Source organism: Comamonas fluminis, assembly GCF_019186805.1.
Lineage (GTDB): Bacteria > Pseudomonadota > Gammaproteobacteria > Burkholderiales > Burkholderiaceae_C > Comamonas > Comamonas fluminis.
In genome coordinates this window covers 3,519,230-3,533,333 of record NZ_CP066783.1, presented here as the reverse complement: position 1 = coordinate 3,533,333, position 14,104 = coordinate 3,519,230, and the positions used below count along the sequence as shown (strand labels likewise).

Annotated in this window: 19 protein-coding genes; all 19 read right to left on the bottom strand. The window is 61.3% G+C overall.

Annotation, left to right across the window (positions count from 1 at the left end; genetic code table 11):
• Positions 1–143: 143 nt before the first annotated feature.
• A complete protein-coding gene (locus JDW18_RS16345) occupies positions 144–263 on the bottom strand; it encodes a GpE family phage tail protein (protein WP_158390569.1) in 120 nt (39 codons plus the stop codon).
• 8 nt (positions 264–271) lie between these two features.
• Complete coding sequence (locus JDW18_RS16340) at positions 272–610, bottom strand: phage tail assembly protein (RefSeq protein WP_218240448.1); 339 nt, start codon at positions 608–610, stop codon at positions 272–274.
• A 47-nt stretch (positions 611–657) separates the two neighbouring features.
• Entirely contained in the window at positions 658–1,167 is a 510-nt protein-coding gene (locus tag JDW18_RS16335; protein WP_218240446.1) for a phage major tail tube protein, read from the bottom strand.
• A gap of 30 nt (positions 1,168–1,197) precedes the next feature.
• On the bottom strand, positions 1,198–2,406 hold the full coding sequence (locus JDW18_RS16330; RefSeq protein WP_218240439.1) for a phage tail sheath protein: 1,209 nt from the start codon (positions 2,404–2,406) through the stop codon (positions 1,198–1,200).
• Positions 2,407–2,544: 138 nt separating this feature from the next.
• Complete coding sequence (locus JDW18_RS22680) at positions 2,545–2,994, bottom strand: hypothetical protein (RefSeq protein WP_246610001.1); 450 nt, start codon at positions 2,992–2,994, stop codon at positions 2,545–2,547.
• Between the two features lie 2 nt (positions 2,995–2,996).
• The gene (locus JDW18_RS16320; RefSeq protein ID WP_218240438.1) at positions 2,997–6,503 is read right to left on the bottom strand and encodes a pyocin knob domain-containing protein; all 3,507 of its coding nucleotides are present in this window, start codon (positions 6,501–6,503) and stop codon (positions 2,997–2,999) included.
• A gap of 31 nt (positions 6,504–6,534) precedes the next feature.
• A complete protein-coding gene (locus JDW18_RS16315) occupies positions 6,535–7,083 on the bottom strand; it encodes a phage tail protein I (RefSeq protein WP_218240437.1) in 549 nt (182 codons plus the stop codon).
• The gene (locus JDW18_RS16310) at positions 7,076–7,993 is read right to left on the bottom strand and encodes a baseplate assembly protein (protein ID WP_218240436.1); all 918 of its coding nucleotides are present in this window, start codon (positions 7,991–7,993) and stop codon (positions 7,076–7,078) included. Before JDW18_RS16310 ends, JDW18_RS16315 begins: the two co-directional genes overlap by 8 nt.
• Positions 7,990–8,334 (bottom strand): GPW/gp25 family protein, encoded by a 345-nt coding sequence (locus JDW18_RS16305; protein ID WP_246609997.1) that lies wholly within the window; start codon positions 8,332–8,334, stop codon positions 7,990–7,992. The genes JDW18_RS16310 and JDW18_RS16305 overlap by 4 nt, the downstream gene beginning before the upstream one ends.
• Complete coding sequence (locus JDW18_RS16300) at positions 8,331–9,002, bottom strand: phage baseplate assembly protein V (RefSeq protein WP_218240435.1); 672 nt, start codon at positions 9,000–9,002, stop codon at positions 8,331–8,333. Before JDW18_RS16300 ends, JDW18_RS16305 begins: the two co-directional genes overlap by 4 nt.
• 135 nt (positions 9,003–9,137) lie before the next feature.
• On the bottom strand, positions 9,138–9,566 hold the full coding sequence (locus JDW18_RS16295) for a hypothetical protein (protein ID WP_218240434.1): 429 nt from the start codon (positions 9,564–9,566) through the stop codon (positions 9,138–9,140).
• Positions 9,567–9,705: 139 nt separating this feature from the next.
• The gene (locus JDW18_RS16290) at positions 9,706–10,176 is read right to left on the bottom strand and encodes a phage virion morphogenesis protein (protein ID WP_218240433.1); all 471 of its coding nucleotides are present in this window, start codon (positions 10,174–10,176) and stop codon (positions 9,706–9,708) included.
• Entirely contained in the window at positions 10,176–10,676 is a 501-nt protein-coding gene (locus JDW18_RS16285) for a phage tail protein (protein WP_218240432.1), read from the bottom strand. The genes JDW18_RS16290 and JDW18_RS16285 overlap by 1 nt, the downstream gene beginning before the upstream one ends.
• Positions 10,677–10,758: 82 nt before the next feature.
• Positions 10,759–11,256: a lysis system i-spanin subunit Rz gene (locus JDW18_RS16280; RefSeq protein WP_218240431.1), complete on the bottom strand. Its 498-nt coding sequence runs from the start codon at positions 11,254–11,256 to the stop codon at positions 10,759–10,761.
• 7 nt (positions 11,257–11,263) lie between these two features.
• Complete coding sequence (locus JDW18_RS16275) at positions 11,264–11,839, bottom strand: glycoside hydrolase family 108 protein (protein WP_218240430.1); 576 nt, start codon at positions 11,837–11,839, stop codon at positions 11,264–11,266.
• Complete coding sequence (locus JDW18_RS16270; protein WP_218240429.1) at positions 11,836–12,294, bottom strand: hypothetical protein; 459 nt, start codon at positions 12,292–12,294, stop codon at positions 11,836–11,838. The genes JDW18_RS16275 and JDW18_RS16270 overlap by 4 nt, the downstream gene beginning before the upstream one ends.
• A 54-nt stretch (positions 12,295–12,348) precedes the next feature.
• A complete protein-coding gene (locus tag JDW18_RS16265) occupies positions 12,349–12,561 on the bottom strand; it encodes a tail protein X (protein ID WP_218240428.1) in 213 nt (70 codons plus the stop codon).
• Positions 12,562–12,563: 2 nt separating this feature from the next.
• Positions 12,564–13,049 (bottom strand): head completion/stabilization protein, encoded by a 486-nt coding sequence (locus JDW18_RS16260; protein ID WP_218240427.1) that lies wholly within the window; start codon positions 13,047–13,049, stop codon positions 12,564–12,566.
• 127 nt (positions 13,050–13,176) lie between these two features.
• A complete protein-coding gene (gpM, locus tag JDW18_RS16255; protein ID WP_218240426.1) occupies positions 13,177–14,043 on the bottom strand; it encodes a phage terminase small subunit in 867 nt (288 codons plus the stop codon).
• Between the last annotated feature and the right edge of the window lie 61 nt (positions 14,044–14,104).

Sequence of the window (14,104 nt, the reverse complement as noted above, 5' to 3'; positions counted from 1 at the left end):
CTTGGACTGGGGCCGTGGTGGCAGTGGCGTTTACTTGAAGATGGCTCTGAACAAGGCCCAAACCATGGAATAGATGGTTCCGGCGGCCAGCAGGGCTAGCAGAAGCGCGGCGGCGAAGATGACGATGTCCATGGCCCATGAGTTTACCCACCTTGATGCTGGGCGCGTACGCGGGCACGTTCACGCCATTCCATGAGGTCGGCCAGCGGCATGTCTTCCATGTCCACCGGCCGCCAGTGAAAGACCATGGCCAGGTCGGCCATGGCGTCCTCTACGCAGTCTGATAGGCCTCGCGGGAACTCTTGCGCACGAAAAAAGCGGCCACCTTGACGCCCAGTTCGGCCAGGTCGGCAGGGTCTAGCTGGGCGATTTCGTGGGGCAGCAGCGAGGGTGTGCTGATGCGGGGCAGCACCAGCTGGACAGAGCCGACATCCAGATTCAGCAGCTCGGCCAGCTTGACGCCGCGCAGCTGGCCCGCCAGGGGCTTGCGCAGGGTGATCTGGGTGATTTCAGTTTCGCCGCGCTTGATGGGGCAATCCAGGGTGACGACTTCCACGCCTTCGGGCGCGGTAGTTGTGGTGGTGGGGGCTGGGTTTTCGTTTTCGGGCATGTCGGTGTGCTTTCAGGCAATGAGGGTGGAAGGTGGGGCGGGGCCGGTCACATACCGATGGCGCGGCGGATCTTGGAGAGGATGTCTTTGCCGTCCACGTTGAAGACCATGCCGGGCATGTCGATCTCGATGATGTCGCGGCCATCGACGGTGAGCTTGTAGTAGCTGACGCTGATGGTGTGGGTGTGCTCGGTGTCGTCACCGGCCTTGGCGTCGCCGGGGTCGATCTCGCGCACGCGGCCGCTGACCATGACTTCGACGGCCTGGACGGCGCCAGTGCTGTCGTCTTCATAGGCGCCAGCAAAGCGCCATTGGTTGGCGTTGTGGGTGCTGCCGCCAAAGGCGCGGTAGCCGTCGAGCAGGAAGCCACCAGCCTTGAAGGACATCTCGATCTTTTCCAGGCCGAGGTCAACTTCGATGGGGCCGTGCATGCCGCCACCGCGCCACTCTTCAACCTTGCGGGAGAGCTTGGGCAGGGTGACGCTGTCGATCAGGGCGCGCCAGACGTTGCCGTCGCCAAAGAGGTTGAAGTTTTTGAGTTTGGAAGGCAGTGCCATGTGTTGGTGCTCCTATGGGGATGGCGCGGCTCAGGCCTGAATGGCGGAGGCGAACTCGGTGAGGAATTCGTCGGTGATGGATTGCTCGAAGATGAGGTTTTCCAGCGGCGGCACGGGCGTGTAGCGGTAGCTGATGAGCAGACGGCCTGCGGCCAGGTCTTCCTTGCTGTTGCGGTCGGGGTCGAAGTAGGCTTCGGCACCGATCAGGTAACCACCGGCGACGAGGTCGCGGAAGCGGCTGTTGATGTAGCCCAGCATGTCGCGGACCAGGCTGGGGTGCATGGGCTTGTCGATGAAGGCGAAGTGGGCTTCGGCAATGGTGTCGGCCAGTACCTGGGCGGTGCGGGTGTAGTTCTCGAAAGCGAACTTGCCGCCTTGCTCTTCACAGGTGCGCGAGCCCCAGAAGCGGTAGCCGCTGCGGCGGATGATGGTGGTGACTTCCAGTGCGTTGAGGTAGCCCGCATCGCTGGCCGGGTTCTGCAGGTCAAAGAACACGGGCACGGTGATGCCCTGGGGGCCGGTGATGACGGCGTTGCTGATGTTCTTGTGCCAGCCGATGTCTTGGTCGAGCTGCGCACGCAGGCCCAGCGCATAGGCTGTTGCGCCCATGGTGACCACCGCGCCCTTGCCGTCTTCGCCGCCGTTGTTGTCCCAGGCAAGGAAGTTGGGCCACAGGATCATGACTTCGCGCTGGCCGAATTCCTTGCGGTAGGCGGTGGCTTCTTCCTTGGTCTGGGCATAGCCGCCGGTGGTGTTGCGGGCGGTCACGTAGGTGAAGGCGCGCAGGGACTTGGCAGCGGTGGCCAGGGCGTTGGCGACTTCCTGCGTATCCAGCTCAGGCGCGCCGATGATGCGCGGCTTGACGCCCAGCTCGGACTCTGCCGACAGCAAGGCTTGAATGCCGGTGCGCTGGCCTGTGGGCGTGATGGTGCCGATGACGTTGGAGGTGGTGGAGGCTTCGTCATCCCCTTCTTCCACTCGCACGACGACGGTGATGGCGCGGGACTGGCCACTGATGGCTGTGAGCGCACGGGCCAAGGTGCCGGTCTTGCCAGCCTTGCCGATACCGCCTGCGGGGTTGGTGAGCAGCACAGGGGTGTTGAGCGGGAATGCTTCGGCATCCGCATCAGGGGCCGTGGCCACCAGGCCGATGACGGCGGTGGAGACAACGCGGATAGCCGCGCCTGCGCCCGTGGTCTCGATGACGCGGACGCCGTGGTGGTATTCGGTAGCAGCCATGGGCTTCCTTCAAATGGTGGAGAGCCCTATGTTTGCTTTTGGTGATCGAAGCGGCCAGCGCGGGCCGTTGTGGCGGCGACTTGCACGCAGGCGCAATGAAAAAGGCCCCGGTTTCGGGGCCTTGGGATGCAGATCTAACTACACGTTGACGCTGGCAGCGTAGCTGAAGAGTTCATCCAGATCCGCGTCAGTCAGCTGCAGCAGCTGTGCCATGGTTTGCATGGTGGGGCTGTTGCGCTCCCAGCTTGTGGCGCGCTGGTAGCCAATGCGGGCGGTGTAGCGCTGCACATCGTCGGGGATGCTTTCAATGGCGGTGAGGATGGTTTCTTCGGTGATGCTTTTGAGCGCGTACAAGGCGACAAGGCCTTGGGCGGGAGTGCAAAACAGGGGAGCGACTACAGGCCCCACATCTTTCTCAACTGCAATCGGATAGCCATTGGAATCTGGCTTAATCATCATTCCACTGGATTGACTGTGCAGCAGTCCTTTATATGCAGCTTCAGACAGCTCAACAGCATCACGAGGAATGTCATAGTGAAAATTGCTGAAATAGAAGCCACCTGTTTCCGCAGAGTATTTGATTTTCATTTTCACATTCCCAAGGCAATATATTTGATAACAACAGCCCCAGCATCGGCAAGCGAAGGCGAAGCACCAGATGGTGCGTAGTATGCGTTGAAGTTTGCCGTGGTTTTCTCAGAGTTATTAACGGACACATAGGCTTGCTGTGAACCCGATGCTTGGTAACCGGAGGCCACGATTTGCAAAAGTGCTGATGGGAAAGCAATTGGATAGGAAATGGTAGTTGTGGATCTATGTGCGCATTGAATGCTGCCCCATTGAAAGATGAGCCCACCGAGCCAAGTCGGCAGCGCAATATATCCATTCACACCCAAACTCACAGAGAAGCCTGCACGTAACTTTTTTGGCGTCACAGCAACTGCATCGTTGATCCCGTCATTTACCTCAACTTGGGTAGCAACTCGTAAAACTCCCCGCAATGTCTCAGTAGCATTTGCGACTGCGGACCTGACAAGCTGCAAGGTACGCAGCGGTGACATTGCCCGCGATGTGTCTACACCAGCCTCCGCAACCACTTGATCGGCCAACACCACCACGCCAGCCGTGGCTTGCGATGCAGCGCGCAGCGCATGGGTATGTCCGTCTGCTGTGGCCTCATTGACAGAGGCTCCATCAAGGGTGCCGGGCTGGGCCAGATCAAACGTGCGGTCTTGACCAAGATCGCCGCCGCCCTTCAGCCCCAGGCCTGCATTGACTTTGCGCTCGCCAAACACGATGCGCCGCCAGGGCGTCCACGACTGATCGTTGCCGGACCGCACATACACATCGCTGCCGTAAAACGTGGAATAGATCTGGGTGCTGACATTGCCATCAACCCCTTGCACGAGCAAGGTGCCAGAAAGTTCAGCCGGGTAGTTGAGCGCTGCAGTGGCATTGGCGTTGGTGCTCTGCACATAGAGGCCAAATGTCCGAATACCGTTCAGATTCACGCCCACTCCCAGAGCTTGGCGCATACGCATATAGCGGCTCAGCCCCTTGGGCGTGACAGCCTTGGCATCGCTTTCTGCGGCTTCGGACTCCGCCTGAGTTGCCAGCGTCACAACGCCCGCCGTGGCTTGCGATGCAGCGCGCAGCGCATGGGTATGTCCGTCTGCTGTGGCCTCATTGACTGACCCACCGTCAAGGGTGCCGGGCTGGGCCAGATCAAACGTGCGGTCTTGACCAAGGTCGCCGCCGCCCTTTAGCCCCAGGCCTGCATTGACTTTGCGCTCGCCGAAGACGATGCGCCGCCAGGGCGTCCACGACTGATCGTTGCCGGACCGCACATACACATCGCTGCCGTAAAACGTGGAATAGATCTGGGTGCTGACATTACCGTCACCCCCTTGCACCAGCAGGGTGCCAGAAAGTTCAGCCGGGTAGTTGAGCGCTGCAGTGGCATTGGCATTGGTGCTCTGCACATAGAGGCCAAATGTCCGAATACCGTTCAGATTCACGCCCACTCCCAGCACCGGGCGCATACGCATATAGCGGCTCAGACCCTTGGGCGTGACGGCCTTGGCATCGCTTTCTGCGGTTTCGGACTCCGCCTGAGTTGCCAGTGCCACAACGCCTGCCGTGGCTTGCGATGCAGCGCGCAGCGCATGGGTGTGACCGTCTGCTGTGGCCTCATTGACAGAGCCACCGTCAAGGGTGCCGGGCTGGGCCAGATCAAACGTGCGATCTTGACCAAGGTCGCCACCGCCCTTCAGCCCCAGACCTGCATTGACTTTGCGCTCGCCGAAGACGATGCGCCGCCAGGGCGTCCACGACTGATCGTTGCCGGACCGCACATACACATCGCTGCCGTAAAACGTGGAATAGATCTGGGTGCTGACATTACCGTCACCCCCTTGCACCAGCAGGGTGCCAGAAAGTTCTGCCGGGTAGTTGAGCGCTGCAGTGGCATAGGCATTGGTGCTCTGCACATAGAGGCCAAATGTCCGAATACCGTTCAGATTCACGCCCACTCCCAGAGCTTGGCGCATACGCATATAGCGGCTCAGCCCCTTGGGCGTGACAGCCTTGGCATCGCTTTCTGCGGCTTCGGACTCCGCCTGAGTTGCCAGCGTCACAACGCCCGCCGTGGCTTGCGATGCAGCGCGCAGCGCATGGGTATGTCCGTCTGCTGTGGCCTCATTGACTGACCCACCGTCAAGGGTGCCGGGCTGGGCCAGATCAAACGTGCGGTCTTGACCAAGGTCGCCGCCACCCTTCAGCCCCAGACCTGCATTGACTTTGCGCTCGCCAAACACGATGCGCCGCCAGGGCGTCCACGACTGATCGTTGCCGGATCGCACATACACATCGCTTCCGTAGAACGTGGAATAGATCTGTGTGCTGACATTACCGTCAACCCCTTGCACCAGCAAGGTTCCAGCGAGTTCTGCCGGGTAATTGAGTGCCGCAGTGGCATTGGCATTGGTGCTCTGCACATAGAGACCAAATGTCCGAATGCTGTTCAGATTCACGCCCGCGCCCAGCACCGGGCGCATACGCATATAGCGGCTCAGCCCCTTGGGCGTGACAGCCTTGGCATCGCTTTCTGAGGTTTCGGACTCCGCCTGCGTTGCCAACGCCACCACGCCCGCCGTGGCTTGCGATGCAGCGCGCAGCGCATGGGTGTGACCGTCCGCTGTGGCCTCATTGACAGAGGCTCCATCAAGGGTGCCGGGCTGGGCCAGATCAAACGTGCGATCTTGACCAAGGTCGCCGCCACCCTTCAGCCCCAGGCCTGCATTGACTTTGCGCTCTCCAAACACGATGCGCCGCCAGGGCGTCCACGACTGATCGTTGCCGGACCGCACATACACATCGCTGCCGTAAAACGTGGAATAGATCTGGGTGCTGACATTACCGTCAACCCCTTGCACCAGCAAGGTTCCAGCGAGTTCAGCCGGGTAATTGAGTGCCGCAGTGGCATTGGCATTGGTGCTCTGCACATAGAGACCAAATGTCCGAATACCGTTCAGATTCACGCCCACTCCCAGAGCTTGGCGCATACGCATATAGCGACTCAGACCTTTTGGCGTGACAGATCTCAGATCATCCACGGCCGCTTCCGCTTCAGCTTGCGTCGCCAACTCAACAACACCTTGACGTTCTGTAGTTGCAGGCGGGTTGATGAAATTGGTATCGCCGAATTGCAGGGTGCTGATGTCTGAACTTCCATCTAACACTCGCAGATCAGTGGAGAGCAAAAAAATTGAATCAACCGATTTCTCAAGAATCACCTGCGCCTGACTGTATGTTCCAAGCAGCACACCATTGTCGAGATACAGACCCAGGCCGCGAACGGTATAGGACTGATTCCCATCATCACGCACGGTGACATGAATAGTGTCCTTCGCGACAACATCACCGGAAATGGTGGCGATTCGCTTGGTTTCATTCGGAACTGCGATCAATGCTTCGGACGATGCAAATGCTGTCGCGGTAACGCCGACGCTGACAATCGTGCGTGCTGCTGTGCCATTTTGCGAGGCATTGAGTAGCGCTTGACGTCCGGCAGTTGTGAGTTTGAAGATGATTCCCATTGATGTGCCTGCTTATTTGTTGCCTTGGTGATCAACTCACAGACATATCGAGACGGGCGTAAACCACGGCTCTGCCCACGCATGCGAGTTTGATTGATGCTTTTGCGCTTAAGCCCTGAATAAAAGTGAAGTGCGAGCGCAATGGCTTGACGCGGGAGACCTCGGCAATAACGTCATCAACGAAGGCTGCGCTTGCTTGCTCATCACCCAATCCACTCACGTTGAGGACAAGCTCAAAGGTATGGGGAGTACCCCTTGGCGTTGTTTGCCACCACTCCCTAATGCCGATGTCGCCACCGAAGCTGCGCACCGTATCGCGCACGCTTTTAAGGGTGCCGCGTTGCCGCTGGACCTGAATGGCATTACGTACCAGCGCCCGCTTGATGGCCTCTGGCCATTCGCTGCGCCAGGCTTCCACGCCCATGGCCCAGGCCAGCCATGGCAGAAACTCCAGCGGGCAGGTATTGGGGTTCCACAGCGCACGGTGCGGCTGGTCGATGGCGTCCAGCTGCTTGACGATGACGGACTCTGCCGCTCGGTCAAGTGCCGAGGCATTGGGGGGGAGCAGGGAGTCAGCCAACGGTGCCCCCGTGCGTGACGTTGATGGCTGTGCACCAGCTGGCCTGGGTTTCGCCCACGGCCACATCTGCGATGGGGCTGGTCAGCTCCACACGGTCCACGCCCTCGATGTGCAGGGCTGCATAGATGCCGGACAGGGTGGGGCGGCGGCCAATGCGATGCATGGATTCTGCGTAGGCCGTAATGCGCTGCTGGGCGGTGGCCAGGACGCTGGATGAGTCAGGCCCTGGCAGGGTGTAGAGCTTGCCGGTGATCTGGTAGTTGACGATGGTTGCGGCCTGGACGATGACTTCATCGGTCAGGGGGCGGATGTCTTCGGCATTGACTGCTGCTGCCACGGCGTTGAGCAGTTCCTGCGTGGGCACGCCACTGCCTGCGCGAGATAGGACAGACACAACCACACGGCCCGGTGTGGGGCTGGTGGCGGCGGCATCCAGCACCTGGCCGTCGGCAGTCTTGGCATGGAAGACATAGGCGCCTACAGGCCCGGCCACGCTGTAGCCACGCGGGGCGAGCTGGATGCGGGCGCGGAAGGTTTCATCGTCTTCCAGCACGGCGGCTACAGGCGGGATGGCCGCCGGGTTGGCCGAGGTGATGACCAGGCGCACGACGCCGAAGAATGCACCGAGCTGATCCAAGTCGCCGCCGCGTGCATAGGCCAGCATGACGGCGTGGGCGCTGTCGTTGCGGTCGCTGCGTTCCACCACCAACTGATATGCCAAGCGCTCCAGCCACTTGGTCAGTGGCTCGGACTCCAGGGCCAGCGTATCGCTGACGTCGGGGCGCAGGTCTGCGGGCATAGCTGCCAGCAGGTCGGACTTGAGGGCAGAGAGGATGGTTTCAAACTGCGGCACCACGACGACATCGGGCGCGGGCAGTTTGCTCATGTCAATGATCTGGGCATTGCTCATGCGCTGCCCCCCGGCTGGATGCTGATGCTCTGGCGGCGAGTGGAGGCTTGGCCACGGTCCTGGCGCTCGATCTGCAGCACGGCGCGGCCGCTGGCATCAAAGGCCAGATTTGCACTGCGCAGGCGGGTGCGAGGTTCGTGTTTCATGATGGCCTGCGCAGTAGCGGCCTGCAGTCGCAGGATGTTGGCAGCCGTCATGGGCTGGTCGATGAGCTGCGGGATAAAGCTGCCATAGCCCCGACGCATGAGGCGCGAGCCGATGGGCGTGGTGAGGATGTCGGTGATGGACTGGCTGATGTGGGCCGAGTAGGCGAGGCGCTTGCCGGTTTTGACGTTCATCATGCTGCGCCCCCAGTCGGTCCGCTGGTGCTGCCGCCGCCTGTTTGCACGCCGCTATGCTTGTGGCCGGTGAGGCTGACACCGTTGGCGACGACGTCCTGAGTCGTGCGCAAGGTACCGTCGATCTCTGCCACGCTGCTGGCACCTTCGGCCACACCGCTGCCAAGCATGCCGCCAAGAAAGACCAGCGACTTTTTGACAAGGCAGTGCCCCGTCATGGTGACCTGTGGGCTGTCGATGGTGACGCTGCTGGGGGCGATCAGATTGGCGGTACCGCCGCTGGGCAATGTGGCCGTCAGCGCATGGGCTGCATGGTCGTATTCGATGACCGCTCCGTCGGCGTGGCGGGTGACGGTCTTGTTGGGATCGTTGCTGGGTGCAGGCTTGCCGGTGCTGTTGAGGCCGACGATGACCACAGCTGCGCCGATATCGCCGCTGGGCGAGAGCACGGTGGCTTGCTCGCCTACGGTGGGCGGGCTCCAGGTGGTGGTGCCGCCTGCGCGGGCCTCGTGATAGGGCCGCCAGTCTGTGACCAGCTCACCCAGCGAGACCCGCACCAGCGCGGGTTTGCCGGGGCCGCCATGGTCCACGCTGTGGATGGTGCCCACGCGGATCAGGTTGTGCAGCAGGCGCTGGGTTTCGCCAATGGCGAGAGCGGGTTCGGAATGCATTCACCCACTGTGCCCAGCCCTTGGCGGGCAGGCGAGCAGTGGGCGTTGTGGTGGTGGTGAGTACGTAAGGCGTGACAAGGCGAGCAGTCAAGACGCAACCACCGATTGATGTCCGTAGGTATTCGCGTCTAACTGCTACCGACAGGTCGTTATGCCGCTGGTGGTATAGCAACTGATATATTTTTTAGGCTGCTGAATCGAATTTGAAATGGGGGCCGAGTGCCCAGATGACTGTTGAAGCATTCCTTGACTTTGCTGATTCAACGAGCGCCCCATATCATTTAATTGAGCACCAAGATTTGACATTTGTTGCGATTGGGATGCTGCATTTGCACCGTAGCTTTGGATATCTTGCGGCGTCATTGCATATCGACTGCTAGTAACCTCTTCTTCAGATGTGTAGCAGACGATTTGTTGACTAGAGACGACGGACCACTTTTTACAATTTTCATCGCCAACCATAAAGTAATTGCCACCTATGTTATGAGCTCTTGGGCTACTGGAACAGCCCAGAATGGCCATCGCTATTGCTGAAATTCCAATAAGTGTTAGTGATTTTTTCATTTTTCTTTCATTTATTTGCTCGTCATTTGCACAGACGAAAATTTTGCTTGTGCATGTGAAGAATAGCTCAAATGAAACTAGCTAAAGAGTGAGTTTTGATTAGTGGCTGCTCACCTGTGAGCTAATTAACGGAAGAAACCTACTGCTTGCAAATAGCATGTTTCATGAGAATGTCCTCAATAGCCTTGATTTCCTCATCTGTGTAACCCAGCAACTCCCGCCGCGCATAACGCACCTCTGGGCTGTGCTGAATGCGGCGATCCACCTTGTCACGCAAGCCGTAGTGGTGAACGCGGGCCACATAGCCCACACGGGGATTCATGGCGACGCTGGCCATGTCTGCCGTGGCTTTGCGTTGCAGGTTGCGGGCCTTGCGCAGGCCTTGGAACATTTCACCCCGGATAGCGCCCTGGCGCTTGGCCAACTGCTCACGCGGGCGGCGGGGCTCATAGGGGGAGCCATCAGGGTTGCGCTGGTCGGCAATGCGCTGGGACTGGCTTTTGCGCAGGTAGTTGGCCACTTCCAGCATGGCGGCTTTGCGCCCAGCGGGTTCCATGCGCTGCAACAGTGGGGTGACCCACTGCGCGAGCTGCTGCAGGGCGTCGGCCATCAGTCAAGCCCTTGGGTCTGGTGCCATTCGGCGCCGATCTTGTCGCCCAGGTAGAGGCTGTAGTCGCCCGAGGCGTAGGGCATGGGGTGGTAGATCTCGCCCTTGTGCTCGGTGGTGAGGCGCTGGCGGCCTGCATCGTCCTTGTCTTCTTTCACGATAACGGATTCGGTCAGGTCCACCTCGATCACGAGGTCGATCTTGTCATTGGCCAGCACTTCCACATCAAAGCGCAGAGCCTTGGCGGCCTTGTCTTTGTTTTGCAGTACGTCGGGCTGGTAGGTGCTGAGCCAGGCCAGCAGGGGGACGGCAAACAGATCGAGGCTGGCGGAGAAGTCCAGCATGATGAGGCGCACGGTGAAGCGGTACTCAAACGAGAGGGTGTCGCCGCTGCGCGCCACGATGTTGCCGGTTTCGACAAACATTTTGAGGCGCTGCGGGTCGGTCTGCAGCTCGGGGATGGCGCCCGAGAGGAAGTTGCGCAGGGACTGGGCTTTTTTCATCGCAGGGCCGCCCCAAGATGAAAATGCGGCCCCCTTGGGGGGCAGCGAACTACGCGCAGCGAGTAAGCGTGGGGGCTAGTTTTCATGGCTGGGCCGTCCCATTGGCCTGCAGCATCACTTTGCCGTAGGCGTCGATGCAGGTGTTGAGGTCGATGATGGCGTCGTCGCCTGCACTGGTGATGCGGACAAGAGCTGCAGCATCTGCCGGGTCAATGTCGGCTCGCGTTTGCTCAGGCCCAGCGGCGGGACTGTGACTGCCGGGACTTGTTGGCTGCGCTGTGGTGCGGATTGACAGGCGCAGAGTGCCGCTGCGCAGGTCAGCGTCAAGGCGATCAAGGGTTTGCTGGGCATGGGCTTTGTCTTGCTGGTTGCTTTCAAGGATTCGGTCAATCTGACCGGCCAGTTGGCCGCTGCGCTCGATGGCGTATTCCAGGCGCTGGATGGTGGTGACGCTTTGCTGGGCCAGGGCTTTTTGCATACCGCGCTGTTCGGCGCGCTGATCTACGGCGTAGATCAGCAGCAACACGGACAGAGGCACCACCAGGCGGGTGAGGGTTGCGATGATGTTGGCGAACGTCATGGGGCACCTATGCGGGCAGGAAGGATTTACCGCTCATAAATTCACCCAGAGCGCGGTTGAGCTGCCAGCCGTATTCAAAGCGTTCGTCTTTGGGGCGGCGCTCGGCCAGTTCCAGCAGGTAGACGGATTGCTGGGCGCAGACCATGCCAAACAGCACGCCACCGCCTTCCTTGCCACGCTTGGCCAGCAGTGCGCGAAGGGCACTGAGGGTGATGGTGCCAATGCGGCCATCAGCGACGAGGTCAGGCCAGTCCTGCTCATTACGGTTGAGGACGTTGAGGGCACGCTGCAGCTGCTTGGCGGCGGTGCTTTGGCCTGCGAGGACGCCGAAGTCCAGCAGGGTGTCTGCCAGTGCGGTGTAGATCTCGGCCACCTTGTGGAAGTTGGGCTCGACCCAGTAGCGCTTGAGGTAGATGGTCAGGGCTGTGGACTTGGGCAGCTCGCGCATGAGGCCGGTGTAGCCGTAGGCGCGGGCCGTGGCGACGGTGATGCCGTAGTTGGTTTCGCCGCCGGAGTCTTGGGGGTCGAAGACGTAGCCGCCCTCGCGGGCGATGAGGTCGTTGATGTATTCGGTGGCGCTCATTGCCCGTCTGCCTTTCGTGCGGGGTTGCCGGTGACATCGCTGCGCAGACGGTCGGCCATTTCGGTGATGGTTTGGCCCTCGCTGCGCTTGAGCCAGAGGAAGACGCCCGCGACAACCCAGGGCCCGGGGATGGAGCAGATGACAAATACGCAGGCGGTGATGACGAAGAAGCCAGCGATGGAGGGGACAGCCGCGATCTGGGCCAGTTGCATGCCTGCCTCAAACACGCCGGGCCAGTGCTGCATGAGCAGAACGAGCACAGGCACGCCCAGCAGGAAGCTGCTGACCAGGCAGGCGAAGACACGGTTGATGAGGTCGCCACGAGGGTCTGTGGTGCGCAGGGGCACAAAGCGCAGGCCCAGCCAGAAGGCGATGAGGCTGGCAATGACGGGCAGCGAGAAGAGGGCGAGCTTGTAGCCCGCGAAGGTGCTTACGGCGGTGGTGGGTTCGGACATGGTGGCGGCTTTCATGGTGTGGAGTGGTTCATGGCGATCAGTCAAGCAGGGCGGTCAATCCCAAAGGGAGACGGTCTTGGTGGCGGCAGGGGCTGTAGGCGGATCTGGCAGGGTGACCTGCAGGCCCAGCGGCAGGGTGGGGCCCAGTGCGGCAAGGCCGGGGTTCAGGGCGTAGGTGGCTTCGGTGACACCGGCCGTGGTGCCGAGGTGGCGCTGACAGAGCTGGTCTACGGTGTCGCCTTGCTGGGCTCGGACGGTGAAGGGCATGGCTAGATCAGCTCCGACTCGAAGCGGGCGACGCCGAGGATGTCGCGCACGGCGCTCAGGGCATCGGCCCGGTAGTCGCTGGCCTGCAACTCGCGCCCGTCATCACCGCGCTCGGCACGGCCTGTGGCATCAGCGCCTGCGTAGCGTTGGGCCAGCTCTGCCTTGGCGTAGGCGTAGACAGCGCGCTCAAAGCGCAGGACGTTGACGCTGACTCCGTTGATGGCCACTGCCGGGACAGAAGAGAGCGCGACGAACCCGGCAGCCTGCTGGGTAGCAGCCCAGGCAGAGAGGTCCAGCACCACGCTGGCCAGGGCGCTGCTGGCAGCGTGAGTGAGGCGGGCAGCGGTGACGGAGCCATCGACATCGACGGTGTCGCGCAACTTGGCCAGCTCGATATGGGGCCAGAACGCGCCCGCATCGAGCACGCCGGTGATGGGCGGCTTGCCGGGTGGATCGGTCACGATGATGGGCGGTGCATTGGCGATCATGAGCTGTGGCCTGGTTGTGCCCGCGTGCTGGCTTCAAAGTGGGCGGTGGTCGCAGGGCGTTGCAGGAGGCCGAAGCCTGTGCATTGCCCTGCGAGCCGCCCAGCACGGGGGGCTGTGCTCGGTGGGGTTAGCGTTTGGTGCGAGTAGTGGCTTTGGCCGTGGTCTTGGCTGCAGGCTTTGCGGCGGCAGTGCGTTTGACGGCTGGCGTCGCAGCAGCAGGCGCTGTGGCTTCTTCCTTGGCGGGGGCGGCCAGCGCACGCTGCTTGCGCTCGATGCGCTCAATGTCTTTTTTGACGCCGCTTTGGGCGTCGAGCTGCAGCGCCTGGGCCAGCAGTGCATGGACTGCGCCCAGGGTTTCAGCGGGCATGGAGTCCAGCGCGGGCTCTTCGGCGGTTTGCACTTTGCCCAGCATGGCGTAGGCGGTGGCTTTGTAGAGCTTGGCGCGGGCTTGGTCGGGGGCATCCATGCCTTGGGTGATGCCGTCCACTGCTGTGAGGTGTTCGGCGGGGTGGGTGCCGTCGTGGAGCATGACGGTCTGGCCGGAGTCGTCTGCGCCGGGGCGCAGCGGTGACCACTGGCCGCGCAGGTAGGCGTCGGCAAATTCGTCCATCAGCAGGGCGGCGGTGCTGCGGTGGTACTGGTCTGGCAGGGGCAGCTTGTGCTGCATGACGTAGGCGGCGATGCGCAGGGCCAGGCTGTAGGCACCGGCATCGATAGCCCAGACCATGGTGGTGGTGAGCACCATGTCTTTGGCCCCCTGGCCGGTGGTGAGCGCGCCTTCAATCCATGGCAGGTATTCGGGCAGCAGTGCGGCTTTGGTGCGGCACTTGAGCTGGATGGATTCGATGCCTTTGAGGGTGCGTTTGTCGGCGGCGAGCTTGGCGAGCATGAGTTCGTATTCGCTGCCTTGCACTTCGATGCCGAATGGGCTTTGCGCCTGGGCCTGCGCAGCCAGCACGCGGGCGCGGTGGCGCTGTGCGGGGGTGAGTTCCATGATGCGGTGTCCGGTAGTGGGGAGGGAGGGGCCGCACAGCGCTGGGCTGGATTGCGGCCCT